The 23,349-nt window shown below is 66.8% G+C and carries 24 protein-coding genes; 11 read left to right on the top strand and 13 right to left on the bottom strand.

What is annotated here, in order from left to right; translation table 11 throughout:
* Positions 1-159 precede the first annotated feature (159 nt).
* Both HZ989_RS12470 and cydB read left to right on the top strand, forming a co-directional pair.
* The gene (locus HZ989_RS12470; RefSeq protein WP_209321135.1) at positions 160-1,611 is read left to right on the top strand and encodes a cytochrome ubiquinol oxidase subunit I; all 1,452 of its coding nucleotides are present in this window, start codon (positions 160-162) and stop codon (positions 1,609-1,611) included.
* Positions 1,608-2,645: a cytochrome d ubiquinol oxidase subunit II gene (gene cydB / locus HZ989_RS12465; RefSeq protein ID WP_209321134.1), complete on the top strand. Its 1,038-nt coding sequence runs from the start codon at positions 1,608-1,610 to the stop codon at positions 2,643-2,645. The genes HZ989_RS12470 and cydB overlap by 4 nt, the downstream gene beginning before the upstream one ends.
* Before the next feature lie 108 nt (positions 2,646-2,753).
* Here cydB and HZ989_RS12460 read toward each other — a convergent pair whose 3' ends face one another.
* Positions 2,754-3,152, bottom strand: coding sequence for a hypothetical protein (locus HZ989_RS12460; RefSeq protein WP_209321133.1), 399 nt, complete (start codon positions 3,150-3,152; stop codon positions 2,754-2,756).
* A gap of 55 nt (positions 3,153-3,207) precedes the next feature.
* Here HZ989_RS12460 and HZ989_RS12455 point away from each other — a divergent pair, with 55 nt between their 5' ends.
* Positions 3,208-3,627: a hypothetical protein gene (locus HZ989_RS12455; RefSeq protein WP_209321132.1), complete on the top strand. Its 420-nt coding sequence runs from the start codon at positions 3,208-3,210 to the stop codon at positions 3,625-3,627.
* 4 nt (positions 3,628-3,631) lie between these two features.
* Here HZ989_RS12455 and HZ989_RS12450 read toward each other — a convergent pair whose 3' ends face one another.
* The 6 genes from HZ989_RS12450 to HZ989_RS12425 all read right to left on the bottom strand — a co-directional run bounded on the left by HZ989_RS12450 (position 3,632) and on the right by HZ989_RS12425 (position 8,051).
* Positions 3,632-3,778 carry a hypothetical protein gene (locus HZ989_RS12450; protein WP_209321131.1) on the bottom strand — a complete coding sequence of 49 codons (147 nt, stop codon included), beginning with the start codon at positions 3,776-3,778 and terminating at the stop codon, positions 3,632-3,634.
* Positions 3,775-4,119, bottom strand: coding sequence for a VOC family protein (locus HZ989_RS12445; RefSeq protein ID WP_209321130.1), 345 nt, complete (start codon positions 4,117-4,119; stop codon positions 3,775-3,777). The genes HZ989_RS12450 and HZ989_RS12445 overlap by 4 nt, the downstream gene beginning before the upstream one ends.
* Positions 4,120-4,179: 60 nt before the next feature.
* A complete protein-coding gene (locus HZ989_RS12440; RefSeq protein ID WP_209321129.1) occupies positions 4,180-5,172 on the bottom strand; it encodes an alpha/beta hydrolase in 993 nt (330 codons plus the stop codon).
* A 4-nt stretch (positions 5,173-5,176) separates the two neighbouring features.
* A complete protein-coding gene (locus HZ989_RS12435) occupies positions 5,177-6,358 on the bottom strand; it encodes an acetyl-CoA C-acyltransferase (protein WP_209321128.1) in 1,182 nt (393 codons plus the stop codon).
* Positions 6,359-6,441: 83 nt separating this feature from the next.
* Positions 6,442-7,020: an SOS response-associated peptidase gene (locus tag HZ989_RS12430; RefSeq protein WP_209321127.1), complete on the bottom strand. Its 579-nt coding sequence runs from the start codon at positions 7,018-7,020 to the stop codon at positions 6,442-6,444.
* Between the two features lie 155 nt (positions 7,021-7,175).
* The gene (locus tag HZ989_RS12425; protein ID WP_209321126.1) at positions 7,176-8,051 is read right to left on the bottom strand and encodes an acyl-CoA thioesterase II; all 876 of its coding nucleotides are present in this window, start codon (positions 8,049-8,051) and stop codon (positions 7,176-7,178) included.
* 168 nt (positions 8,052-8,219) lie between these two features.
* Between HZ989_RS12425 and HZ989_RS12420 the strand changes: the two genes are divergently transcribed.
* Together HZ989_RS12420 and HZ989_RS12415 are read left to right on the top strand one after the other, a co-directional pair.
* The gene (locus HZ989_RS12420; protein WP_209321125.1) at positions 8,220-8,723 is read left to right on the top strand and encodes a helix-turn-helix domain-containing protein; all 504 of its coding nucleotides are present in this window, start codon (positions 8,220-8,222) and stop codon (positions 8,721-8,723) included.
* Positions 8,724-8,969: 246 nt separating this feature from the next.
* Positions 8,970-9,569, top strand: a complete 600-nt coding sequence (locus HZ989_RS12415) for a hypothetical protein (protein ID WP_209321124.1) — start codon at positions 8,970-8,972, stop codon at positions 9,567-9,569.
* On the opposite strand, the gene HZ989_RS12410 is transcribed toward HZ989_RS12415, so the two are convergent.
* The 6 genes from HZ989_RS12410 to HZ989_RS12385 all read right to left on the bottom strand — a co-directional run bounded on the left by HZ989_RS12410 (position 9,541) and on the right by HZ989_RS12385 (position 16,010).
* On the bottom strand, positions 9,541-10,668 hold the full coding sequence (locus HZ989_RS12410; RefSeq protein WP_209321123.1) for a DNA methyltransferase: 1,128 nt from the start codon (positions 10,666-10,668) through the stop codon (positions 9,541-9,543). The two genes, HZ989_RS12415 and HZ989_RS12410, sit on opposite strands and share 29 nt — an antisense overlap.
* A gap of 99 nt (positions 10,669-10,767) precedes the next feature.
* Complete coding sequence (gene mnmA / locus HZ989_RS12405; protein ID WP_209321122.1) at positions 10,768-11,973, bottom strand: tRNA 2-thiouridine(34) synthase MnmA; 1,206 nt, start codon at positions 11,971-11,973, stop codon at positions 10,768-10,770.
* 108 nt (positions 11,974-12,081) lie between these two features.
* Positions 12,082-12,366 carry a DUF1153 domain-containing protein gene (locus HZ989_RS12400; protein ID WP_209321121.1) on the bottom strand — a complete coding sequence of 95 codons (285 nt, stop codon included), beginning with the start codon at positions 12,364-12,366 and terminating at the stop codon, positions 12,082-12,084.
* Between the two features lie 173 nt (positions 12,367-12,539).
* Positions 12,540-13,976 carry a flagellar hook-basal body complex protein gene (locus tag HZ989_RS12395; RefSeq protein ID WP_209321120.1) on the bottom strand — a complete coding sequence of 479 codons (1,437 nt, stop codon included), beginning with the start codon at positions 13,974-13,976 and terminating at the stop codon, positions 12,540-12,542.
* Positions 13,977-14,026: 50 nt separating this feature from the next.
* Positions 14,027-14,689, bottom strand: coding sequence for a flagellar hook assembly protein FlgD (locus tag HZ989_RS12390; protein WP_209321119.1), 663 nt, complete (start codon positions 14,687-14,689; stop codon positions 14,027-14,029).
* A gap of 4 nt (positions 14,690-14,693) precedes the next feature.
* Positions 14,694-16,010, bottom strand: a complete 1,317-nt coding sequence (locus HZ989_RS12385; protein ID WP_245162362.1) for a flagellar hook-length control protein FliK — start codon at positions 16,008-16,010, stop codon at positions 14,694-14,696.
* A gap of 373 nt (positions 16,011-16,383) precedes the next feature.
* Here HZ989_RS12385 and flgK point away from each other — a divergent pair, with 373 nt between their 5' ends.
* The 6 genes from flgK to HZ989_RS12355 all read left to right on the top strand — a co-directional run bounded on the left by flgK (position 16,384) and on the right by HZ989_RS12355 (position 23,329).
* The gene (gene flgK / locus HZ989_RS12380; RefSeq protein ID WP_209321118.1) at positions 16,384-18,507 is read left to right on the top strand and encodes a flagellar hook-associated protein FlgK; all 2,124 of its coding nucleotides are present in this window, start codon (positions 16,384-16,386) and stop codon (positions 18,505-18,507) included.
* Positions 18,504-19,433, top strand: a complete 930-nt coding sequence (locus HZ989_RS12375; protein ID WP_209321117.1) for a flagellin — start codon at positions 18,504-18,506, stop codon at positions 19,431-19,433. Before flgK ends, HZ989_RS12375 begins: the two co-directional genes overlap by 4 nt.
* 421 nt (positions 19,434-19,854) lie before the next feature.
* Complete coding sequence (locus HZ989_RS12370) at positions 19,855-20,973, top strand: ABC transporter permease (RefSeq protein ID WP_209321116.1); 1,119 nt, start codon at positions 19,855-19,857, stop codon at positions 20,971-20,973.
* On the top strand, positions 20,970-21,779 hold the full coding sequence (locus HZ989_RS12365) for an ABC transporter ATP-binding protein (protein ID WP_209321115.1): 810 nt from the start codon (positions 20,970-20,972) through the stop codon (positions 21,777-21,779). Before HZ989_RS12370 ends, HZ989_RS12365 begins: the two co-directional genes overlap by 4 nt.
* Before the next feature lie 9 nt (positions 21,780-21,788).
* Positions 21,789-22,727 carry an MlaD family protein gene (locus HZ989_RS12360; RefSeq protein WP_209321114.1) on the top strand — a complete coding sequence of 313 codons (939 nt, stop codon included), beginning with the start codon at positions 21,789-21,791 and terminating at the stop codon, positions 22,725-22,727.
* Positions 22,724-23,329: an ABC-type transport auxiliary lipoprotein family protein gene (locus tag HZ989_RS12355; protein ID WP_209321113.1), complete on the top strand. Its 606-nt coding sequence runs from the start codon at positions 22,724-22,726 to the stop codon at positions 23,327-23,329. Before HZ989_RS12360 ends, HZ989_RS12355 begins: the two co-directional genes overlap by 4 nt.
* Positions 23,330-23,349: the final 20 nt, after the last annotated feature.

The raw sequence follows: 23,349 nt of genomic DNA, 5'->3' as shown, positions 1-23,349 counted from the left end.
GCCGTCGCGGGCCGGGCGCTGGACCGAAGTCGCCGATCCAGATAATCATCAGCTGATGAATTCCTGCGACGCACCGTCGCGCGATGCGTTGGTGTATGGACCTGGAGGAGAAGAAGGCGTCAAGCCCGACATTCTCTGTGGTCATGAAGGAACACGCCCGTGGATCTCGACGCCCTGTTGCTGTCGCGACTTCAATTTGCCTTCACCATCGCCTTCCACATCCTGTTCCCCGCCTTCACCATCGGGCTGGCGGCCTATCTGGCGGTGCTGGAGGGGCTGTGGCTGTGGACCCGGCGCGAGGCGTTCAAGACACTGTATCTGTTCTGGGTGAAGATCTTCGCGCTCAGCTTCGGCATGGGCGTCGTGTCGGGGGTGGTGCTCAGCTACCAGTTCGGCACCAACTGGTCGGAGTTCATTCGCCTGACCGGCGGTGTGATCGGACCGCTGCTGGCCTATGAGGTCCTGACGGCCTTCTTCCTGGAGGCGTCGTTCCTGGGCGTGATGCTGTTCGGCTGGAAGAAGGTGGGGCCGAAGCTGCACTTCACCGCCACCGTGCTGGTGGCGATCGGCACGTCGATCTCGGCCTTCTGGATCCTGTCGGCCAACAGCTGGATGCAGACGCCCCAGGGGTTCCGGATCATGGCGGACGGACGGTTCGAGGCTGTCGACTACATGGCCGTGATCTTCAACCCCAGTCTGCCGTCGCGGCTGGCGCACATGATGCTGGCAGCGTTCCTGACCACCGGGCTGGTCGTGGGGGCCGCGTCCGCCTTCCGGCTGCTGAAGGATCGCGCGGCCGGGGTCGTCACCAGGGGCTGGAGCGAAAGCCGCATCTCGCTGACCATGGCGGTCGGGCTGATCGCGGTGCTGGCCCCGCTGCAATTGGTCGTCGGCCATGCCTCGGGCGAGGTCACGCACAAATACCAGCCCTCCAAGACGGCCGCGATCGAGGGCTATTGGGAAACCCGGGCGGACCAGCCGCTGCATCTGTTCGGCATCCCCGACCGCGATGCGCAGAAGAACCATTTCGAGGTCTCCATTCCTGGCGTCGGCAATCTGATCCAGGGCGTGCCCAGGGACGAGGTGATCAAGGGTCTGGACAGCTGGGCGCGCGAGGATCAGCCGCCGCCGTTCATTCCCTTCTTCGGGTTCCGGATCATGGTGGGTCTGGGCCTGCTGATGATCGGTCTGGGCCTGTGGGGCGCGGTTCTGATCGTCCGGCGTCGACTGTTCGACAGTCCATGGTTCCTGCGCTTCGCCGTCGCCATGGGACCCTCCGGCTTCCTGGCCGTGCTGGCGGGGTGGATGGTGACCGAGGTCGGGCGCCAGCCGTGGATCGTCTATGGCGTGCTGAAGACGCGCGATGCCGTATCGCCGGTGGTGACCAGCCAGGTCGCGACCTCGCTGATCGCCTACATCATCGTCTATTCGATCGTCTTCACGGCGGGGGCCATCTTCATTCTGCGCCTGATGGCCGAAGGCCCGGTCGCGGCCACGACCGGGCCTTCGCCGCGCGGACAGCGACCGCCGGGGACACCCATGGCCATGGCCCCGGACGACGCGACCCCCGATGACAGCGGCGATGGCGGCGTGCGTGGAGCGGTGTCATGAGCCTGGACCTTCCCCTGATCTGGGCCGGGCTGATCGCGGTCGCGGTGCTGCTTTATGTGACGCTGGACGGCTTCGACCTGGGCATCGGCATCCTGTTTCCCTTCGCCCGGTCGAAGGAAGAGCGGGACGTGATGATGAACACCATCGCCCCCGTCTGGGACGGGAACGAGACCTGGCTGGTGCTGGGCGGCGGCGGGCTGCTGGCCGCGTTTCCGCTGGCCTATTCGGTGCTGATGCCGGCGCTGTATCTGCCGATCCTGCTGATGCTGGCGGGCCTGGTTCTGCGGGGCGTGGCGTTCGAGTTCCGGTTCCGGGCGAGGCTTCGAGGCCGCAAGTTCTGGACCCAGATGTTCGCGGGCGGCTCGATCCTGACGGCGGTGGCGCAGGGACTGGTGCTGGGCGGCTTCATCCAGGGCGTGACGGTGCGCAACGAGCGCTTTGCGGGCGGGCCCTTCGACTGGTTCACGCCCTATACGCTGCTGGTTGCGGTCGGTCTGGTGGCCGGTTACGCCCTGCTGGGCGGGGCCTGGCTGATGATGAAGACCAAAGACAATCTGCACGGCGACGCCAGGCGGTGGACCGGCGTCAGCGCGCTGGTCGTGACGGTGCTTCTGGGGGCCGTCAGTGTAGCGACGCTGCTGATCCACCCGCGTGTCGCGGCGCGCTGGGGGTTCGATCTGCAGGACGGGTTCGCCCTGGACTGGGGCATTCTGCTGCCGCTCCTGCCGATTCCGCTGCTGGGGCTGGCCGGGCTGGCCCTGGTGTTCGTGATGTCGCGGCGAGGGTCGCATCGGTGGCCGTTCGTGGGGGCGATGCTGGTCTTTCTGTCCGGCTATCTGGGGCTGGCGGCGGGATTCGCGCCCTATATCGTGCCCTATGCGCTGACCTTCCGGCAGGCGGCGGCCCCGCTGAACGCCCTGGGCCTGATGCTGGTCGGGACGGTGGTGATCCTGCCGCTGATCCTGGCCTACACCGGATGGGTCTATTGGGTGTTCCGCGGCAAGATCGACGAGGAGGCCGGCTATCATCATTGATCCCGTTCCCCCGCCCGAAGGCGACGAGGCGACCGGGCCGCTGTGGAAGAAGCTGGCCTGGTTCGTCGGGCTTTGCCTGGCGGGCTCGGTCAGCGTGGCTGGCGTCGCCTATGTGCTGCGGAGCTTGCCGTTCGGCGGCTGAAGCGCGATGGTCGCGGCCATGTTGCATCTCCTCGTCGCCCTCGCCCTGATCGCCCAGCAGACCGCGCCCGCAGCCCGCGGCAACGACCTGACCCGGATGCTGAACAGTGCGCCGCCGGGCGCGACGCCGTTGCCGAGGCCTGCGCCGGTCGCGCCGACCGGAGGCCCCCTGATCCAGCCGGCACCGACCGCTGAGAGCCCGACCGTCGCGACATCGGTTCCGGTGAGGCCGTCAACGCCCGCAGCGGCATCGGCCCCGCCCGTTGCGTCATCATCCCCAACGACCCCGCCGTCCGCGACGCGATCGGCGACCCCGACTTCGGCCGCGACGCCGCCGCGTTCGGCATCCTCGACGGCTGCATCCATCCCGCCCCGGCCGGATGCTTCAACCGGCGAGGGACCTGCGGGCGGGGCAGGGGGCGTGCCCGCTGCCCGGGCATCGGCCGCGCCGCCGGTCGCGCCGCCGGCGCCGGCACCGGTGACGCTGGACGCCCGAGCCGTCGCGGCCCTGGCGTTCACCGTCACCCTGCCGACCGGATTCTCGATCACCAGGGGACGGCCGGGGCCGGACTTCAACGTCTATACGATCCGGAGGGGCGGGCAGCCGTTCGTGATGGTCTATACCGGCCCGGCCTCGCAGTTCCCGATCTACTCCGGCGAGATGGTCGAGGCGGGCGGTCGGGCCTCGATCGTGGCGAGCGAGGACGGTCGACGCGTGGCGCTGGAGCATCTGTTCACCCGGAACACGGCACCCCGGGAGATCCACATCTGGATCACCAGCCTGGAGGGGGCGGACCGGCTGCTGGCCGAGCAGATCGGTCAGTCGGTGGACGCGCGCTGAGACCTCAGGCGCGGCCGTCGTTCGTGTGATCGTCGTAGAGGGCGCAGCCGCTGGTCTTGCCGAAATGGCGGCCCCAGCGGCCCGCAGGCGTGTCGAGGGCGGTGACGCCCATCGGCTTGCAGCCCAGGCCGCAGTCGCCGCAGGATGTCATCCGTTCCCGGACCAGACGGCGAGCTCGTTGCCGGAGGGGTCGATGAAGTGGAATCGCCGCCCGCCGGGGAAGGCGAAGATCGGCTTGACGATCCGGCCGCCGGCCACCTCGACCCTGGTCAGCATGGCTTCCAGATCGTCGGCATAGAGGATCGGCAGAGGGGCCTTTGCGCGGTCCGCCGCATCGGCGTCGAAGCCGCCGTCGAGGCCCTCATTGAAGCCGACATAGCTGGGGCCGTAGTCCTGGAAGGTCCAGCCGAAGGCGGCTTCGTAGAAGGCCCTTGTCCCGGGCAGATCCGTGGCGGGCAGTTCCAGATAGTCGAGTTTGCCGTCGTGTCGCATCCTTGGTCCCCCTGTTGGACGGTTAAGTTAGTCGGATGAGAACAAAATGGCAACTCAGGATCAGGGCAGCCAGCCGTTGCGCGATCCGAACGCCTGGACCAGGTCGGGCCAGACGGCGGCGGGCTTGCCGGCGATCAGGCGGATGCCGAAGCCGTGGCCGCCCTCCTGGAACAGATGAGCCTCGGTCGTGACGGCTGCGGCCCGCAGGGTGGCCAGCAGGTTCAGGCTGTTCTCGACCGGCACGGACGCATCGTCCAGCGCATGGATCAGGACGGTGGGGGCCACGCCGGACCAGTCCATCTGCTCCAGCGACCAGGCGGCGATCTGTTCGGGCGTCGGGGAGGCCCCGAGCAGCAAGTCGCGCGATCCGGCATGGGCGAAGGGGTCGGCCATGGTGACGACGGGATAGAGCAGGACGTTCAGGTCGGGGCGGAAGGAGGCGGCGTCGGCGGCATCGACGGCGTCGTAGGTCGCGTCGCGGCGGGCGGCCAGCAGACCGGCCAGGTGCCCGCCCGCCGAACCGCCGAGGCTGGCGATCCGGGTCGGGTCGATCCCGTAGTCGGCAGCGTGGGCGCGGATCAGACGCATGGCGCGCTGGGCGTCCTGCAGGGGCGCGTTCGGACCGGCCGTCCAGCCATCGGCGGGCAGGCGATAGCGCAGGACGAAACAGGTGACTCCGGCGGCCGCGAAGACCCGAGCGACGTCCAGACCCTCCTTGTCCACCACAGCCCAGCGGTAACCGCCGCCCGGGATCAGCAGCAGGGCGGCTCCGTTCGGGTGCAGCGGCCGCATGACCGTCAGGATCGGGTCGGTGGTGTACTGGGCGAAGCGGTCGTGGAAGGCCGGATCGGTCGAGCGTTCGGGCACGATCGCGGTGACGGTGACGTTTTCTCCGCCCGGCGCGCCCTTGGGCCACAGGCGGACGACCTCGGTCGGGTCGGGCGGGGCGAGGGCGGGCGTCCGGGTTTGGGCGGACGCGGACACCGGTGCCAGGGCCGGGGCGGCGGAGGCGAGGGCGGCGACGCCCAGGAGGGTGCGACGATCCAGGGTCATGGTGTCAGGCGATCTCGACCGCAATGGCGACCGCTTCTCCGCCGCCGATGCACAGGGAGGCCATGCCCCTCGACCGGCCCCGCGCCTGCAGCGCCGCGATCAGCGTCGTCAGAACGCGGGCACCCGAGGCACCGATGGGGTGACCCAGGGCCGTGGCACCGCCGTTCACGTTCAGCCTGGCGTGGTCGATGCCCATTTCCTGCATGGCGATCATGGGGACGACGGCGAAGGCCTCGTTGATCTCCCACAGATCGACGTCCTCGACGGTCCAGCCGGCCTTCTTCAACGCCTTCTGCATCGCCGGGACCGGGGCGGTGGTGAACAGGCCCGGTTCATGGGCGTGGGCGGCGTGGCTGACGATGCGGGCGACGACGGGCAGGTTCAGAGCCCTGGCCACGCTCTCGCGCGTCATGACGAGGGCCGCGGCACCGTCGGAGATCGAAGAGGCATTGGCGGCGGTGATGGTGCCGTCCTTGCTGAACGCCGGCTTCAGGGTCGGGATCTTTTCCGGCATGGCCTTGCCGGGCTGTTCGTCCTGGCTGACCGTGATGGTGCCCTTGCGGCCCGCGACCTCGACCGGGGTGATCTCGGCCTCGAAGGCTCCGGTCTCGATGGCCTTCAGCGCGCGGCTGAGGCTTTCGAGGGCATAGGCGTCCTGGGCCTCGCGCGTGAACTGATAGGTCCGGGCCGAATCCTCGGCGAAACTCCCCATCAGCTTGCCGGGCGTATAGGCGTCCTCCAGCCCGTCCAGATACATGCTGTCGACGATGACGTCGTGGCCGATGCGGGAACCGCCACGGTGTTTCGTCATCAGATAGGGGGCACCGGTCATCGATTCCATGCCACCCGCGACGATGACGTCGGCACTGCCCGCCGCGAGGCTGTCGGAGGCCATCATCACGGCCTGCAGACCCGAACCGCACATCTTGTTGACCGTGGTCGCCTCGACGTGCTGGCCCAGACCGGCACCGATCGCGGCCTGGCGGGCGGGGGCCTGGCCGAGGCCGGCGGGCAGGACGCAGCCCATGTAGATCTGCTCGATCTTCGCCGGATCGAGACCGGCGCGTTCGACGGCGGCCTTCACCGCGGTGGCCCCCAGCGCGGTCGCCTTGACCCCGCTCAGGGCACCCTGGAAGCCGCCCATGGGCGTCCGGGCAGAGGAGACGATGACGACGGGATCGGACATGGTGCGGCTCTCGGTTTCGTTGCGGTGGATCTAGCGCCGGGCGAGGGGGATTGCGAGGGGGGCGGCGGTCGCGCGGTTCCGCCTTACCCCACCGCCGACTCGAACACCCGGAACCGCCTCATCGGCGAGGGCCTCAGATGCGGCGCGCGCACCCGCTCGTCCAGCCAGGCCGCCCAGTCGGCGGGGTCGACGACGGCGGGCTGGCGGTCATGGGTAGCCACGATGTCGGGACCCGCATCGACCGTCAACAGGCTGAAGCGAGGGCCTTCGGGCGTCGACTTCCACAGGGCGGCGAAGGTGATGAAGTCCCTGTCCGCCAGGGCGATGGTCCATTTCGTCTTCGGGTATTTCGTGCCGGTGTATTCGTAGAACCAGCTGGCGGGGACGAGCGCCCGGCCGGTCGTGAAGCTGCGGCCCTCGGTGCGCATATTGATCAGCAGGGGGCGCTTCGGCGCGGTCGGCGGCAGGCCCCAGCGCACGGTGGTCAGGGTCGCCTGGCCCGTCCCGTCGCCACGGATCAGCAGGGCCGGATCGGTCGGGCGAACGGACGCGGTGGGCTCTGCATTGGGGGTGCCTTCCGGAAACAGCATCGGGATCGCAGCGTCGGCGAAGCTGGCCATCAGCGTCGCCGGCGACACCTTCATCGCATAGTTGTTGCACATGATCCTGGCTCCTCCGGAGCACGCGACGCTCACGCCGCGGTCGCTCGCTACTTGAGCGCACTTTCGTGCCAGGGCGCTACCGCTCGGAACGCGGTTCCTCGCTACTTGAGCGCATATTTGTGGAAGGGCGCTACCGGTCGGAACGCGGTTCCTCGCTAGGGGAGCGCGGCCGGGTCCGGGGCGATTTCGCGCTGAGCTCGCCGGGGTGCCAGTTTGCGGCGCTGACGGGCGAGGGCGAGAGGCTGGCCGGAGGGCGAGAAGGCGATGCCGTCGTCCAGAGCCCAACCGCCACCCAGATCGCGGACGGTGAACTGGAACACGGCCCAGCCCTCGGGCGAAGTCTCCGGCGTCAGGGGCTCGATGAAGTCGTAGCGCAGGTCGACGCTGGCCGAGATGATCGGCGGGGCGGGCAGGACGGTCATATAGGACGGAAAGATGCCATCCAGCAGGAAACACAGGTCCAGTTCGTCCAGCGGCTTGTGATCGGTGGTGCGCATCCACAGACGCAGGGTCGGGTCCGTGACGGGGTTCTGCTGATACAGGCGCGGCCCGCCGTCGAACCTGTGCTCGATATAGCGGGTGAACCAGGGCGCCAGGGCGGGATCGACGGGCGTGGCGTCCAGAGCGTCGAACGGGGTGAGCGGCGCGCTCAGGGGCTTGATCGTCTCTCCGTGCGAGACGGTGCCGAAGGTCGCAAGGGCCGACAGGGCGGGGCGGTCGGGCTGGCCCGCGTCGATACGGGCGAAGGCGACGTTCCGGCCGCCGCGCAGCAGTGTCGGGGTGAAGGCGCAGGTCTCGAACCGGGCGGCGGCCAGATACTGGACCGTCAGGGTCTGCAGCGGCGGCGCGATGGCCAGTCCCTCTCGCGCCGCGCGGGCTGCCAGGGCCGCCATCAATCCACCGAACGGCGCACCCCGGGTCGGGTCCATGGCCAGGGGGGCATTGGAGAAATCGCTGGTGAGGCCCGCCGACAGGCTGCCGTCCGTTCCCGACGTCAGCGACAGGGCTTCAGCGAGCGTTTGCTGCGACATGGGCTTCGTCCGGAAGAAACGGGCGGAAGCCGTAGCCCCCGCCCGGGAAGTTGGGAATGCAGGAACGCCACGACGGATCGAGAGGTTCGTTGCCAAACAAGACTGACGGACTGGGTTCCTTTTGGCAACCCTCTTGCCAAAAGCCTGACGCAACGTCATTTTCATGTCATGGGACGCACAGCCGACTATTCACGCCAGAGCTGCTCGATCGCCGCGACGCTGGAGGTCATCGGCGATCCGTGGACGCTGCTGGTCATCCGTGACGCCTTTCAGGGCGTGAAACGGTTCGAGCAGTGGCAGGAACGGCTGGGCGTGGCCCGCAATGTGCTGGCCGCGCGGCTGAAGACGCTGGTGCAGCACGGGGTGCTGGAGCCGGTGCTGTATTCCGAACGGCCGCCAAGGAACGAATATGTCCTGACGGCCAAGGGCCGGGATCTGTCGGACGTGCTGGTCAGCCTGTACGGCTGGGGCTCCAGGCACGTCTACGACAAGGAGGTCGCCGGGTTCGACATGATCCACGAGACCTGTGGTCACTCGCTGCAGCCGCGCATCGCCTGCGGCTGCTGCGGCGAGATCGTCAACCGCCGCGACATCAAGCTGACCCGCGCCGAGAACTGCCCCACAGTGGGCGAGGTCCTGCCGCGGGAGACGGCCACCGAAGAGGCGGCCTAACCGCTGAACACCTGCGCGTGGCGCGTGATGAGGGGGACGACGATATCCTCCTCATCGTCCAGATGGCGACCCAGAGCCGGACACGCCGCGTCGAGCGCGTCGTCTCCGTCGTTAACCTCGCATTATTAGCGTCAACTCCCCCGATATAGCGATCCTATCCTACCTCCTGCGCAAAATGTGGAAGTACTGCCGACTGGACTCTGCCGATAGCATCCGCCACGGTCCCAGTAGCTAGGAGGGCGAGCAATGCCAACGCGTGAAGTAGTCGATAAATCGAAGTCGAACCCTGACGCCGCGCTGCCATTCCAGCTCCGCATCGCGGATTTTGAGATCGCGATGCAAGATGTCTACGACTTTTTTTTCGACGTAAACTCACTCTTTTTCGATAAAGGCCTGCCCCGGTTGGAAGAGACGCTTAGGGCGGCGAATATGTCGGGCATGATCTCAGACATGTTGACGGTCAGCCTAGCCAAACACTCGCGAACCCTGTGCCAGAATAACTATCATAATGGGCATCCTGACCTGATTGTCCGGGGCACATACGCCAACGACAGGATCCAATCAGGAACTGATGGTGTCGAAATCAAAACGACGCGGAAAAAGGGCGGCGCGGTCGATACCCACGGTGTTCGAGAGCAGTGGATGTGTGTGTTCGTCTATACTATTGACGAAATCACACAACCGGCACGCAACCGCTCGGCTACGAGATTTACCGAAGTCTACCTAGCAAACGTCGGCATCGACGACTTCCGCAAGAATGCCAGGGGTGAACTTGGAACCCGGACGGCCACCTTACACAAAGAGGGCGTGGCGAAACTCAGATCGCAGTGGGTCTATCTAGCTTAAGCCGGGAAAGTTTCGGGATCGCGTCGTCGGCGAGCCTAACAAATTTGGGGTCAGCTTCCACGCCGATGCTTCGGTAGCCGACGGCATTTGCAGCGGCGAGCGTGGAGCCCGAGCCTGCGAATGGGTCCAGCACCACGCCTTCACCCAGCGGAAGCGACGCTAACACAACTTGCCGCAGGAAATCCTGAGGCTTGAGAGATGGGTGGGGAGCCATGGTTTTTTCTGCCTTGCTAGTAGGGTTCGACCGGATCACATCGCCAAACGGCCGCTCGTCAGATGGACGGCGAAATCCGCCAGTTTTCCATTTTCGCAAGTTATCCTGGACCCGACCCTCAACCGGCTTGCGGAGCACGACCCATGGCTCCCACTGAGACCGGGGCATAACCGATACTCCGCTAAATTCCTCGTGTGCATTTTTTGGACGATCGCCCCCGCGCATGGTCATGGTCAGGCGAGCAAGATAGCCGCGCATTTCCAGCCCCGACTCTTCCATCGCTGACGCCACCAAATGCGACAGCAAAGGATTGCTGGCGACCACTACGTTTCCTCCCGGAACTACAACCCGCGCTAGGTTCGTGCCAAGCCGCCGGAAGAATGCGTAAAGCTGCACGAGTTCCGCATCATTAAGGACTGTGAAGCGAGGGAGCGGTGCTCGCCGATGGCCATCGAACGAAGGGGGGACGCGCCAAACCCCGCCCTTCCCACTACGCAGCTTCGCCATTTCCTTTTCGGTGTATTCAATGATCCCATATGGAGGGTCAGTAACAACTGCCTGAATCGAGTTCGCCTCCCGCGCCGACAGCCACTCGAAACAGTCGGCGTGAAAAAGCGTGGCCTTTCCGTTCCGTACAGCTGGCTCGAGGTTCATATGATGAACGTTGGCCTCTTCCAGCACACCTTGCAGCCGATACTTGCCGCGTCCCGTCCGCGCAAAAACCTTCGGAACGTTCAGGTTCAAATATGACCTAACGGATGAAGGAGAGACTCCGCCCAGCTGAAGGGTCACGGCGGCGGTTATCTCGGAGGCTGTCGCGTCGCCGTCGACCGCTGCCAGATAGTTGATGATCGAATCGCGTATGCTGCCGGGAGCTACTGACACGGACGTTCCCCAGAGGTTCAAGGATACCCTGACGTCTGGACGTCAAATGGTCAAGCCCAATGTGATAGTTCCGGCAGGCCCGACCGCGTGGCGAGGTCATCAGACAACGCAGGCCGTCGTGCTGGCGATGAAGCCGCCGCCCAGCAGGCGATCGGGGTCGGCCGGGTCGTAGAGGGCGCAGGCCTGGCCGGGGGCGACCCCTTCCTCGCCCGTCTCGAAGACGATCGAGATCGTGCCGTCCTGACGCGTCAGGCGGGCGGGCGAGGGCGGGCGGGTCGAGCGGACGCGGGCGAGAACGGGGGTCCCGGCCCCGGCGGCGGCATCGATCGAGGCTTCGTCGCCGAGCCAGTTGGTCTCGTCCAGCGTCAGGGAGGCGGTCAGCAGGGCCTCGCGCGGGCCGACGATGACGCGGCGGGTGTCGGGGTCCAGCCGGGTGACGAACAGCGGCTCGCCCACGGCGACGTTCAGGCCCCGGCGCTGGCCGATGGTATAGTCGGTGATGCCGGCGTGAGTGCCGAGAACGCGGCCGTCCATGTGCACGATCTCGCCGGCCTCGCGGCCCTGCGGGCGCAGGCGGTCGATCAGGGTCCGGTAATCGCCCGAAGGGACGAAACAGATGTCCTGGCTGTCGGGCTTGGCGGCGATGCGCAGGCCAAGCCCGGCCGCGACGCCGCGCACGGCGGGCTTCTCCAGACCGGCCAGCGGGAAGCGCAGATAGTCGAGCTGGTCGCGGGTGGTTGCGAACAGGAAATAGGACTGGTCGCGCGAGGGGTCGATCGCCTTGCGCATCTGCGGGCGGCCATCGGCGGCGACGGCGCGGCCGACATAGTGACCCGTGGCCATGGCGGCGGCCCCCAGGTCGCGGGCGACGTCGAGCAGGTCGCGGAACTTGACTGTCTGATTGCAGCGGATGCAGGGGACCGGCGTCTGGCCCTTCAGATAGCTGTCGGCGAACTGGTCGATGACGGCGTCGCGGAAGCGGCTTTCGTAATCGAGCACATAGTGCGGAATGCCCAGCATTTCGGCGGCGAGGCGGGCGTCGTGGATGTCCTGGCCCGCGCAACAGGCCCCCTTCTTCTTGAGGGCCGCGCCATGGTCGTAGAGCTGGAGCGTGACGCCGACGACCTCGTAACCCGCCTTGTGCAGCAGGGCGGCGACCACGGTGGAGTCCACTCCGCCCGACATGGCCGCGACGATGCGCGACCCGACCGGCAGGCCGACCGCCGCGCGCGCCGAGGCGATCGCCGCGTCCATGTCAGGCGCGGCGATATCGGGGATCGCGCAAAGGGGCTCGGCGAGCGTCATCGGGCGCATATAGAGCGGATGGGGCCGGATTTCGAGGCCGGGTCGAAAACGACAACGGCCGCCCCCGTTGCCGGGCGCGGCCGTCGTCGTGGTCTCGGGAGAGGAACGTCAGGAGCGGTAGTTCTGGATCCGCGTGGTGCGCAGGCCCTGCATGCCCCATTTGTCGATCGCCTTCTGCCAGGCCAGGAACTCCTCGGCCGTCAGGCGGTATTTGGTCAGGGCGTCGTCGAGGCTGAGCAGGCCACCGCGAACGGCAGCGACGACTTCGGCCTTGCGACGGATCACCCAGCGATCCGTATTGGCGGGCGGCAGATCGCGAATCGTCAGGGGCGTGCCCGTCGGACCGACGACATACTGTTCGCCCTGATTGTTGACTCTGCGTTCTTGCAACATGGGCTTTTGCCTCATTCACCACTACCGATTGAGGGTGACTGTAGCCCGGCGCCGCTAAGGGCCGGTTTAGCGTCGTGGTGAAGGAATGGATAAAATCCATGTCCCACCAGTCGACGGTTTTTACACAATATAGGCATGTGATTCATTCACGCTAATGGACCGTTACTTTGCGATCAGCGTTTTATGTTGATCAGTTCGGCCAGCATCTCGTCGGCCGTGGTGATGATCTTGGACGAAGCGGAGTAGGCGCGCTGGGTGGTGATCAGGCCGGTGAACTCGGTCGACAGGTCGACGGTCGAGGCCTCCAGCTGTGACGCACCGATCAGGCCCGCCCCGCCTGCGCCCGGCGTCTTCAGACTGTAGGTGCCGGACCCCTGGCTGACGCGATAGGCGTTGCCGGTGGCCGAGCCCAGACTATCTGTGCTGATGAAGGTGGCCAGTGCGACCTGGGCGATCCGGCGGGTCACACCATTGTCGAAGATGGCGGTGACAAAGCCTTCTTCGTCGATGTCGATGTTTGCCAGGTTGCCGAAGGCGGTGCCGTTGGTGACGACGGACTGGACGATGGAATCCGAGTCGTATTGGGTCAGGCCGCCGGACGTGGCCGTCAGGTCGAACGAAATGGTCTGATCGTCGATGCCCAGCGAGGTTTTCCACTTCGGTGCGGCTGCGGTGCCCGCCGCCGCATCGGACGCGGCGAGGGTGATGGTGGCGGCCGAAGGATCGGCAAACAGCATGGAGCCCGGGGTGGTGATCTCCCGCGCCTTCATCGCGGCGACGTCCAGGCGACCGTCCTGGGTGAACAGGACGAGCCCCGACTTCAAGATGCCGTTCGCGGGCGTCGTGCCGTTGTCGACGTCGCTGACCGGGATGGCATGGAGCTCGACCTGCCATTCGTTGGGATTGGCGGTCTTGAGGAACGAATAGGCCAAGGTGCGCTGACCGCCCTTGGAGTCCGAGACGGGCAGGGTCATCTGGTAATCGGGCTTGAAGCCCGTGCCCGCCGTCGCGCTATAGGTCGACATCGACTTGGTCGCCGTGGAGTAGGTGGCAATGGCGGCCGAGACGGCCTGGCTGGATTTCAGGTTGGCGTTCAGCTGGGCCCGGGTCGTGGCCTCTGCCGTGCCGCCGACGGATCCGACGTTGATCGAGGCCAGCTTGCTCAGGTCCGATGCGTCCGTCGGGATGTTGCCATCGGCGTTCACCGGCCAGCCCTGCAGATACAGGCCTGCGGTGTTCTTCAGATAGCCGAAGTTATCGACCCGGAAGGCCCCCGCGCGGGTGAACAGGCGGGCGTCCGAGGGGTCGAGGCCTACGGCTTTTTCGGTGGTGACAAAGAAGCCCTGACCCGAGATGCCGAGGTCGGTGTTCGACGTTGTGCGTTGCAGCTGACCAGACTGGGAGATGAAGTTGCGCGTGTTGGCCAGGACGCCACCGGCGGAGTAGCCCACGCCCTGGCTCTGGGCGTTGAACACGGTCGAGAATTCAGCGGCGGTGCGCTTGTAGCCCACGGTGTTCACGTTCGCGATGTTCTGGGAGATCGCAGCCATGGAGGCGGCGTTGGCGGTCAGTCCGGACACACCGGCAATGAGGGCAGAGTTGATGCTCACGGTGTGGGCTCCTTACGAAACGCGAAAAAGATTTGAGGGAACGGTCGCGGTCATGTCGCGGGCCTTTCCTTGAGACCGATGACGGAGGACAGGGGCACCAGGGCCGCGCCGACGGTCAGGTAGGGTTTGCCGTCCGCCATCTCGACGCCAGTGACCGTGCCTCTGGTCAGGACCTGGGTCTGCACGTCGTTGGTGCCGCTCCTGGCTGTGACCTTCAGCGAATAGACACCACCGTCGGGCAACTGGCCGCCCGCCGTGGTCTTGCCGTTCCAGACGAAGTCGTGTGTGCCGGAAGCCCGATTGGGGGCGGGTCCGGTCCAGACCGTCTTGCCGGAGCTGTCGATCACGCTGAGCGAGGCCTCGGAGGCCGAGGCCCCCAGCTCATAGCTCCAGTTCGCCTTGCCGCCTTCCAGCCGGGTCGCGGACCAGACGGCCGTGGCGTCCTTGCCGATGTAGTCGGATGCGCCGCCGAGCCCCCCCTGCTGCGCCGCCAGCAAACTGGTCAGCAGGTCATTGGTCAGCAGCTGCTGCTCCACGCCCGACATCTGGGTCAGCTGCTGGGTGAACTCGTTGGAGTCGAGGGGCGACAGCGGGTCCTGGTTCTTCAGCTGTGACGTCAAAAGAGACAGGAAGGTCTCGAAATTCGAGGTCAGGCTGGTGCGGGCCGCAGTCGTGCGGCTGGCGGCATCTGTGGCGGTGATGGCGGCGACCATGGGGTCAGACCTTCATATCGACGCGCTCAGGCGTCAGGGTGAGAGACATCCAGCGGGGGGGCACGAGGCTTGCCTCCGCATCGAGAGAGAGGCGCGAGGCGGCACCGAAGGCGCGGGCGGGATTGCGGTCGTGACCCCGATCGAAGCCGCCGGCATCGGCCGAGGGCTCGCGCTGGTCGAAGGACAGGGCGTCGTCGGCGACGGTGAAGCCGGCGTCGGTCAGCTGACGGCGCAATTCGTCGACTCGCCCGCGCAGGTCGGCGGCGGCCAGGGGGTTGTCGAACGCCAGGCGAGCCGACAGCTGGCCGTCTGCATCGATATCCAGGCTGACATCGACGCGGCCGAGGTCGTCGGGCGTCAGGGCCATCTCGAACCGCGTGGAACGCCCTTCCAGCTTCTTGATGATCTGGGCGGCGATCTGGGCCGTGGCGTGGATCGCACCCTGGGACAGGGTGGACAGCACCGGGGTCGCGGCGGCAGCGGCCTGGGCCGCGCGGCTCTCTGCGGGGGTGGCGCTCTGGGGGGGCTGGGCGGGTTCGGCGGAATCGACCTGGGCCACGGCGGTCGAGGCGGGTTCGGTGGCGGTCCTTGATGCGGCGGACGCGGTGTCTTTTGGCTTGCCCTCGGGCGAAGCCGCGTTCGGCGCCCCGGTGCCCGGATCGTCCCCGGATGCATCGGTCTGGCCGTTGCCCGACGGTCCATGAGCGGCGGCGGCGTTGCCTGTCTTCGCCTGATCGATCGTGTCGCGCAGGCGCGGCGCAGCCGGGACCTCATCGAGCACGGGAAGCAGGGTGGTTTCAGCGGTCTCCGCGTCGGCCGCCGCCGCCGTTTCCTCAGAGGATGCGTCGGTCGTCCTGGCCTCCGGGACGGGCAGGGGCGCAGCCACCGGCGCGGCCGATGGGGCGGGGAGGGTGGCGGCGTCCACAGGAGGCGTGGGTGCAGGCGCCAAGGCAGGTGGCGAAACGGAGGCTGTGCCCCCTTCCAGCGACGACCCAGCACCGTCCATGTCGATTTTCGACGCGGGCGGAGCGACGGGAGGTGGATAAAGGGGGGCCCCGACCGTGTCGGCCTTCGCTTCTGTTCCGGCCGCTTCTGTCCCGGCCTTGTCGGTCTTCTCGATCGCGCTGTCGGCAGAGGCGGTCTTGGTGCCCTTGCCGGGCCGGGCGGCTGGGTGCGGCGCCTCTGGCGCGGTCGCCTCGTCCAGGACCGTCGCGAAGGTATCTGGCTTGTTCTCGGCGCGCACGGGGGCTGGTCGCCGCAATGGGGCGGCGGTCGGGGCCGTCACAGGGACGGGCGCGGGGGCGAGACCGGGAGCGGACATGCGAGCGGCAGGCAATTCAAGCTGGAGGTCGAGGGCGCCTGCTGCACCGGAACATTCACATCGACCGTCGCAAGGGTTGGGCCAGCGGTATAAATCGAGGCCAATCGCCTGTTTTAAATGACAATATTCTCATTGATGCGCCCGACCGACACCGTCGGGGCCCGTCGCTTCTTGCCGTGTCGAAGTCGATTCTTGCCCGGTGCCGCGGGGTCCTTTTCCGACTGGCCCGACCTTTGCGCCCCTGTTCCACCATGATGGATGCGTTGCATATCAGACTGAGGAAATTCAACGGCTTGGCCGGATCGCCCTTCATGACGGCTGGGCAAGACGCGCCGCTGGCCGGGCAGGGCTTGCCGGGCGGAGGGTTAATCGGATGAGCCTGAACTCGATCCTGAACATCGCCAACTCGGGGCTTCAGACCGCCCAACAGCAGCTGCGCGTCGTCTCGGACAATGTCTCGAACGTCAACACGCCCGGCTATATCCGCAAGTTCGCCGAACAGAAGTCTCTGACGACGCAAGGGGTCGGGTCGGGCGTCGAGGTCGCGAGCATCCGGCTGGCCACCGACCGGTTCCTGCAGGCCGCGTCGCTGAGTGCCGGGGCCGAGGCCGCCCGCCAGGGCGTGCGGTATGAACTGTACGACCGCATCCAGTCGCTGTTCGGCGATCCCGGTGGCGACAGCGGCTTTTTCTCGCAGATCGACGGAATATTCTCGTCCTTCGCCGCCAGTGCAGAGGGCCCCACGTCGGGGGCGCGCCGTCAGGACACCGTGTTCAAGACCCAGGCCGTGTTCGATGAAGCGGGGCGCATATCCCGTCAGATCCAGGCCGTGCGCGAGGACGCCGATGGCCGGTTGCAGACCGCGGTCGAGAAGGCCAACGGCCTGCTGCAGCAGATCGAGACGCTGAACACCGAAATCGCGCGGGCGACGTTGGTGAACGGCGATGCGACGGGTTCACAGACGCAACAGGCGCGGCTGGTGGACGAGCTGTCGAGCCTGCTGGACGTGCAGGTCAGCCAGCGCTCGGTCGGCGGGGTGTCGATCCGGACCGGCGCCGGCATCCAGCTGGCCGGAAACGGCGCGGCGACGCTGGAGTATCAGAGGGCGAGCACGGTCAATGCCGAGAGCAGCTTCGGCGACATCTATGTCACCGAAAAGGGCGGCACGCAGCGCGCCCTGGCCGACGGACTGCAGTCGGGTGAAATCAAGGGTCTGCTGGAACTGCGGGACAAGGAGGCTCCGGCGACGGCCGAACGACTGGCCGAGCTGGTCACCCGTGTCGCCGATGAGCTGAACCGCGCGCACAATGCGAACTCTGCGGTGCCCGCGCCGACCAGCCTGACCGGGCGCAACGTCGGACAGGCACTGGATACGGCGCTGACAGGCTTCACCGGCAGGACGTCGATCGCGGTGGTCAATCCGACGACGGGCGCGATCACGACACGGGCGGACATCGTGTTTTCCGGATCGACCCTGACGATCAATGGCACGGCCTCGACGCCCGCGAACTTTCTGGCCGATCTGAATACGGCCCTCGGCGGGGCGGCGACGGCGACCTTTGCCAACGGGTCGCTGAAGATCACGGCGGCGGGCCCGAACGGGGTGGCCATCGCCGACGATCCGACCACGCCAAGCAGCAAGGCCGGGCGCGGTTTCTCGCACTATTTCGGGATGAATGATCTGGTCTCGACCGACCGTCCCGCGCTGTTCGATGTCGGCTTGACCACGACGTCCCAGCACGGCTTCACGCCCGGCGAGACGGTGACCTTCCGGATCAGCGGTGACACCGGGTCGCGCCTCCGCGATATCGCGGTCGCCGTGCCGGTCGGAACCGGCACCGTCGGAGACCTGATTACCGCCCTGAACAACCCGACGACCGGTGTGGGGGGATACGGCAGCTTCGCGCTGGACGGCTCGGGCGAACTGAAGTTCACGCCGATCGGTGATCCCGCTCCGAAATTGAGCGTGATCGAGGACACCACCACCCAGGTGCCGTCGGGCGTCTCGGTCACCGAGCTGTTCGGGATCGGCGGGGGCGTGCGCGCCTCGCGCGCCGACGGGTTCAAGGTCCGGACGGACATCCAGCAGAGCCCTTCGAAGCTGGCGCTGGCGCAGCTGAACCTGTCGGCGGCCGCGGGCACGGCGGCCTTGAGCCCGGGCGATGGGCGGGGTGCGCTGCTGCTGGCCAACGCAGCCCAGGTGACCTCGAAATTCTCATCCGCCGGGAGCAGTCCGGGCGGAAGCCTGTCGGTCACGCGCTATGCGTCGGAGCTGTCGGGCGAGATCGGCGGGACGGCGGCGGCGCTCAAGACGCGGCAGGCCAGTGCCCAGGCCCTGGCCACCGAGGCGGACGCCCGCCAGTCCAGCCATGAAGGCGTCAATCTTGATGAGGAGTTGGTACTGATGACGACCTATCAGCAGGCCTTCAATGCGTCAGCCCGCCTGATCCAGGCGACGCAGGACATGTATGACACGCTTCTGGGGATGGTGCGATGAACCGCGTTTCGACCTCGGGCAGCTACCAGTCAGCCCTGCTGAACCTGATGGCGTCCCAGCAGCAGCAGGCCGATGCCACCAACCGCGTCTCGACACAGAAGAACGCCACCGACCTGGGCGGCTTTGGCCGAACCTCCGAGACCGTGACGGCGCTGAAGGCCGCGTCCAACCGGGTCCAGGGCTTTCTCGACACGGGCGAGACCGTCGGGGCGCGGCTGGAGGCCCAGGACCTGGCACTGAACCGGGTCATCGACGGCGTCGGCGGTGCGCGCGAAGCGATCGCCGGCGTCCTCTCCACGGATTCGGCAGGCAACCTGATGCTGGACCTGGAAAGTCAGTTCGCCACGGTGACCGGAGCGCTGAACACGCGGCATCAGGGGGGATATCTGTTCGGCGGCGCCAACACGACCCAGCAACCGGTGTCCGTGGCCAACCTGACGGACCTGGCCGCCGCCCCGACCGTCGCCAGCACCTTCAACAACGACACGATCAAGCCGGTGTCGCGGGTGGCCGAGAACACCTCGATGGAGACCGGCTACCTGGCCAGCGATCTGGGTTCGACGATTTTCCAGATCTTCAAGGACATCAAGGCCTATAACGACAATGCCCTGACAGGGCCGCTCACGGGCCGGCCGACGGATGCGCAGGAAGCCTTTCTGACGACCCAGCTGGCCCGACTGGACGCGGCCAGAACCTCGGCGATCGACACGACGGCCCGGAACGGCGCGTTGCAGAAACAGATCGAGCAGATCGGACTGAGCCACACGGCGCAGCTGAAATCACTGGAAGAGATGGCGTCCCGGCACACCGATGCCGACATGGCCAAGGCCGTGACGGACCTTCAGCAGGCGCAGATCGCGGTGCAGGCGAGCGCCCAGGTCATCAGCCAGCTGCGCGACGTGAGTCTGCTGAACTATCTGAGGTAGGCCTGCGACCGAACGCCTCTCGACCGCAGCATCGAACGAGAACCCAATGGCAAACGGTGGCTCGGCTCGACCTCAGGAAGAAACGGTCGGTTCTGGCTGGCGCTGCGAGATAAGGTGCGTCCTGCGCCTGGTCGGAAACGGCTAAACGCGACTCGAAAGGCGGCAAGGGGATCGGATCGACCGAGGGAATGGGGAACCTTTGCCATTGCCTGACAGTTCTCGCGCCATGGTCACGGTTCACTCCTCCTGTCAGCTCCGACGTCCCGAGGAGGCGGCGAGGGTGAGCGACCTGATCAGGGTCTATGACCTGCTCTGAGCCGATGCGCCCGTTGTTGCCGAATGATGACGCCTGTCAAACGACGTGCATCGGCCGCGCTAACCGGGCATGGGCGATTCAGTCGCACTCCGCTATGGAGGGCGAATGAGCATGGCTGATTTCCAGATCGAGCAGGCGCGTGGCGGAGGTGCCGTCCTCAAGCTGACCGGCGACTGGACGACCATGTCGCTGGGCCGCACGGCCCGTCGTCTGTCGGATGGCCTTTCGGGGCAGGCCATCAAATCCGTGGACCTCAGCGATCTGGGCCGGTTCGACACGGCCGGTGCCCTGGTCCTGGTTCAGGCGTCGGCCCTGACCCTGCCGAAGGAGGCCTGGAGCGCGCGTCCGGAGGCCGGGCGCATCTATGCGATGGTCGAGACGCTGGAACGCAAGTCGCAGCCCGCGCCCAGGCGTCAGGCCTCGCTGACCCGCGTCTTCGCCCGCATGGGCCACGGTGTGCACGATGCAGCGGCCGAGTTCCTGCTGTCCATGGCCTTCCTGGGTCGGCTGATGGCGGCGACGGGGAATGCGGTGCGCCATCCCGGCGCGATTCGCTGGCCGGCCTGGGTCAGTCAGGCCGAGCGGTCGGGCCTGGATGCCCTGCCGATCATCGCCGTGACCAACTTCTTCATCGGTGCCGTCATCGCCTTTCTGGGGGCGGATCTTCTGACCCAGTTCGGGGCGGGCGTGTTCGCGGTCGATCTGATCGGCGTGTCTATCCTGCGCGAGCTGGCGGTGCTGATCACCGCCATTCTGCTGGCCGGGCGCTCGGCGTCGTCGTTCGCCGCCGAGGTCGGTTCGATGCGCATGAACCAGGAAGTGGACGCCATGCAGGTCATGGGCGTCGATCCGTTCCAGGCGCTGGTGATTCCGCGCCTGGCGGCGATGTTGATCATGCTGCCTTTGCTGACCTTCGTAGGCATGGTGGCGGGTCTGTTCGGCGGGCTGATCGTGACCTGGAGCCAGCTGAGCCTGGGTCCGGCCTTCTTCCTGCAGCGCATGGTCGATGAGCCCGACATGTTCACCCACATGATGGTGGGCCTGTCCAAGGCCCCCGTCTTCGCCATCGTCGTCGCCGCCATCGGCTGCCGTCAGGGTCTGGCGGTGTCAGGCGATGTGGAGAGCCTGGGCCGGCGTGTGACGGCGGCTGTGGTGCAGGCGATCTTCGCGATCATCTTCCTCGATGCCGTCTTCGCCCTGATCTATCTGCAGCTGGACCTATGACAGACGTGTCCCCCGGCACGCCCGCCAACGACGCGGCGAAAGAACCCGAGGTCCTGATTGAGGTGCGGGGCCTGCGCAGCCAGTTCGGCGAGCAGGTGATTCACGACAATCTCGACCTGGACGTCGTCCGGGGCGAGGTGCTGGGCGTCGTCGGTGGCTCGGGCACGGGCAAGACGGTGCTTCTGAACACGATCATCGGGCTGAAGGAGCCCGACGGCGGGACCGTCAGGATCTTTGGCCACGACACGGGCGACCTGTCGGAGGCCGACAGCGCCGACATCGAACGCCGGACGGGCGTGTTGTTCCAGCAGGGCGCGCTGTTCAGTTCGCTGAGCGTGCTGGACAATGTCGCATCCCCGATGGTCGAGCATACGACCCTGCCCAGGGACACGATCCGCGAACTGGCAGAGATGAAGATCGCCATGGTCGGCCTGAAGCCCGAGAGCCATCACCAGAAGCCTTCGGAGCTTTCGGGCGGAATGCGCAAGCGCGTCGGCCTGGCGCGGGCCCTGTCGCTGGATCCGGAACTGCTGTTTCTGGACGAGCCGACGGCGGGTCTGGACCCGATCGGGGCGGCGGCGTTCGACGAGCTGATCCGCAAGCTGTCGGACGATCTGGGCCTGACGGTCTTCATGATCACCCACGACCTCGATAGCCTCTATGCCATCTGCGACAAGGTTGCGGTGCTGGCGGACAAGCGGGTGATCGAGAAGGCCACGGTTCAGGCGCTGGAGAAATCCGACCACCCGTGGATCAAGGAATACTTCCTGGGACCGCGCGGCCGCGCGGCCACCAGGGCCGCCTAGAGGACCGAGATGGAACGAGACGCACATTACGCCGCCGTCGGCATCGCCACCGTCGCCCTTCTGGCGGCGCTGGCCGTGTTCGCGATCTGGCTGGCCCGGCTGCAGTTCAACGACAGCTATGACCTGTACGACATCGTCTTCACTGGACCTGTGAACGGCGTATCGGAGGGGGGCGAGGTTCACTTCAACGGCATTCGCGTGGGCGAGGTCACGGATCTGAACCTGGACCCGAACCGGGGCGATCAGGTCATCGCCCGCGTGCGCCTGGACGCCACGACGCCCGTCCGTGTCACCAGCCGCGCCCAGCTGGAGCCCCAGGGCATCACGGGTCTGAACTTCATCCAGATCACGGCCGGGACCGAGGGCAGCCCGCTGCTGAAGACACAATACGCCGACGACGTCGTGCCGGTGATCCAGAGCCAGGCCTCGCCCTTCGCCGAACTGTTGAGCGGATCGGGCACTGTGCTTGCCCAGGCGGTCGATGCCCTGAACCGCGTGAACCGCGTGTTGTCCGACGACAACATTCGCAGCTTCTCGACGAGTCTGAGGAATGTGGAATCGCTGTCCAACGAGCTGGAGGCGCGCAAGGGCATGTTCAGGGAGCTTGAGGAGGCCCTGGCCAAAGCCAATGCCGCCGTCGGCGAATACGAGGCCCTGGGGGCCGATGCGCGTCGTCTGGTCAATGGCGACGGCGCCGAAGCCATCGCCAGCATCAATGCCGCCGCCGGCGATGCGCGCACTGCCATCGCCAGCATCAACCGCACGGCCACCGGGCTGGAAGGCCCTGTCGGGGAGCTGAGCACCAGCGGCATTCCGCAACTCCTGGAGGCGATCCAGGGGCTGCAGGAGGCGACGGAGTCGCTTCAGGGGCTGGTCGACGACGTGCGGGCCAGCCCGCGAGACTTTATCGGACGGCCGCCGTCCCGGGAACTGGAGGTCCAGCCTTGATCCGTACGATCCTTGCCACCGCAGGCGTCGCCGTCGCCCTGTCGGGCTGTGCCCTGCTGTCCTCGCCCGATCCGGTGCAGCTCTATCGGTTCGGCAGCCCGGACGCTGTCGCCATCCAGCCGGCGGCTGAACCGGTGCAGGTCAAGCTGCGCGCGGTGGAGTTCCCCCAGGAGTCCCAGGGCGACCGGCTGCTGGGCGTGACCGGCACCGAGGCGGCCTACATCAAGGGTGCGCGCTGGGTGTCGCCGGCATCGCAGCTTTATGCCGACAGCCTGGAAGGCGCGTTCGCCGGACAGGCCCGTGCGGTTCGCCTGATCGGTCGCCGCGAGCTGACGCCGACGACTCGGGTGCTGGATATCGACGTGCGCAGTTTCGAGACGCGCTATGACGAGGCGGGCGGTGTGCCGACGGTCGTGCTGAGCGCCCGGGCACGCCTGCTGCGGTTCCCCGAGCGCACCGTCGAGGCAGAGCAGAGCTTCGAGGTCCGCCAGCCAGCCACCGGGAACCGGATCGCGACGATCGTGGACGCCTATGACGTCGCCACGCGGGACCTGAACGCCCGGATCGTGGCCTGGACGGACGCGAACGCCACCGGCGACTAGAGTCTGATCGCTTGACGTGG

It is taken from the genome of Brevundimonas sp. AJA228-03, from assembly GCF_017795885.1.
GTDB lineage: Bacteria > Pseudomonadota > Alphaproteobacteria > Caulobacterales > Caulobacteraceae > Brevundimonas.
Note: the sequence above shows the minus strand (reverse complement) of the source record. Positions and strands in the feature narration are given on the sequence as shown.

Excerpts from the sequence above, each read along its gene's own strand:
- cydB (WP_209321134.1), top strand. The coding sequence starts at position 1,608 with ATGAGCCTGGACCTTCCCCTGATCTGGGCCGGGCTGATCGCGGTCGCG.
- HZ989_RS12460 (WP_209321133.1), bottom strand. The coding sequence starts at position 3,152 with ATGGATGCAGCCGTCGAGGATGCCGAACGCGGCGGCGTCGCGGCCGAA.
- HZ989_RS12450 (WP_209321131.1), bottom strand. The coding sequence starts at position 3,778 with ATGACATCCTGCGGCGACTGCGGCCTGGGCTGCAAGCCGATGGGCGTC.
- HZ989_RS12445 (WP_209321130.1), bottom strand. The coding sequence starts at position 4,119 with ATGCGACACGACGGCAAACTCGACTATCTGGAACTGCCCGCCACGGAT.
- HZ989_RS12440 (WP_209321129.1), bottom strand. The coding sequence starts at position 5,172 with ATGACCCTGGATCGTCGCACCCTCCTGGGCGTCGCCGCCCTCGCCTCC.
- HZ989_RS12435 (WP_209321128.1), bottom strand. The coding sequence starts at position 6,358 with ATGTCCGATCCCGTCGTCATCGTCTCCTCTGCCCGGACGCCCATGGGC.
- HZ989_RS12430 (WP_209321127.1), bottom strand. The coding sequence starts at position 7,020 with ATGTGCAACAACTATGCGATGAAGGTGTCGCCGGCGACGCTGATGGCC.
- HZ989_RS12425 (WP_209321126.1), bottom strand. The coding sequence starts at position 8,051 with ATGTCGCAGCAAACGCTCGCTGAAGCCCTGTCGCTGACGTCGGGAACG.
- HZ989_RS12420 (WP_209321125.1), top strand. The coding sequence starts at position 8,220 with ATGGGACGCACAGCCGACTATTCACGCCAGAGCTGCTCGATCGCCGCG.
- HZ989_RS12415 (WP_209321124.1), top strand. The coding sequence starts at position 8,970 with ATGCCAACGCGTGAAGTAGTCGATAAATCGAAGTCGAACCCTGACGCC.
- mnmA (WP_209321122.1), bottom strand. The coding sequence starts at position 11,973 with ATGACGCTCGCCGAGCCCCTTTGCGCGATCCCCGATATCGCCGCGCCT.
- HZ989_RS12400 (WP_209321121.1), bottom strand. The coding sequence starts at position 12,366 with ATGTTGCAAGAACGCAGAGTCAACAATCAGGGCGAACAGTATGTCGTC.
- HZ989_RS12390 (WP_209321119.1), bottom strand. The coding sequence starts at position 14,689 with ATGGTCGCCGCCATCACCGCCACAGATGCCGCCAGCCGCACGACTGCG.
- HZ989_RS12385 (WP_245162362.1), bottom strand. The coding sequence starts at position 16,010 with ATGTCCGCTCCCGGTCTCGCCCCCGCGCCCGTCCCTGTGACGGCCCCG.
- flgK (WP_209321118.1), top strand. The coding sequence starts at position 16,384 with ATGAGCCTGAACTCGATCCTGAACATCGCCAACTCGGGGCTTCAGACC.
- HZ989_RS12375 (WP_209321117.1), top strand. The coding sequence starts at position 18,504 with ATGAACCGCGTTTCGACCTCGGGCAGCTACCAGTCAGCCCTGCTGAAC.
- HZ989_RS12370 (WP_209321116.1), top strand. The coding sequence starts at position 19,855 with ATGAGCATGGCTGATTTCCAGATCGAGCAGGCGCGTGGCGGAGGTGCC.
- HZ989_RS12365 (WP_209321115.1), top strand. The coding sequence starts at position 20,970 with ATGACAGACGTGTCCCCCGGCACGCCCGCCAACGACGCGGCGAAAGAA.
- HZ989_RS12360 (WP_209321114.1), top strand. The coding sequence starts at position 21,789 with ATGGAACGAGACGCACATTACGCCGCCGTCGGCATCGCCACCGTCGCC.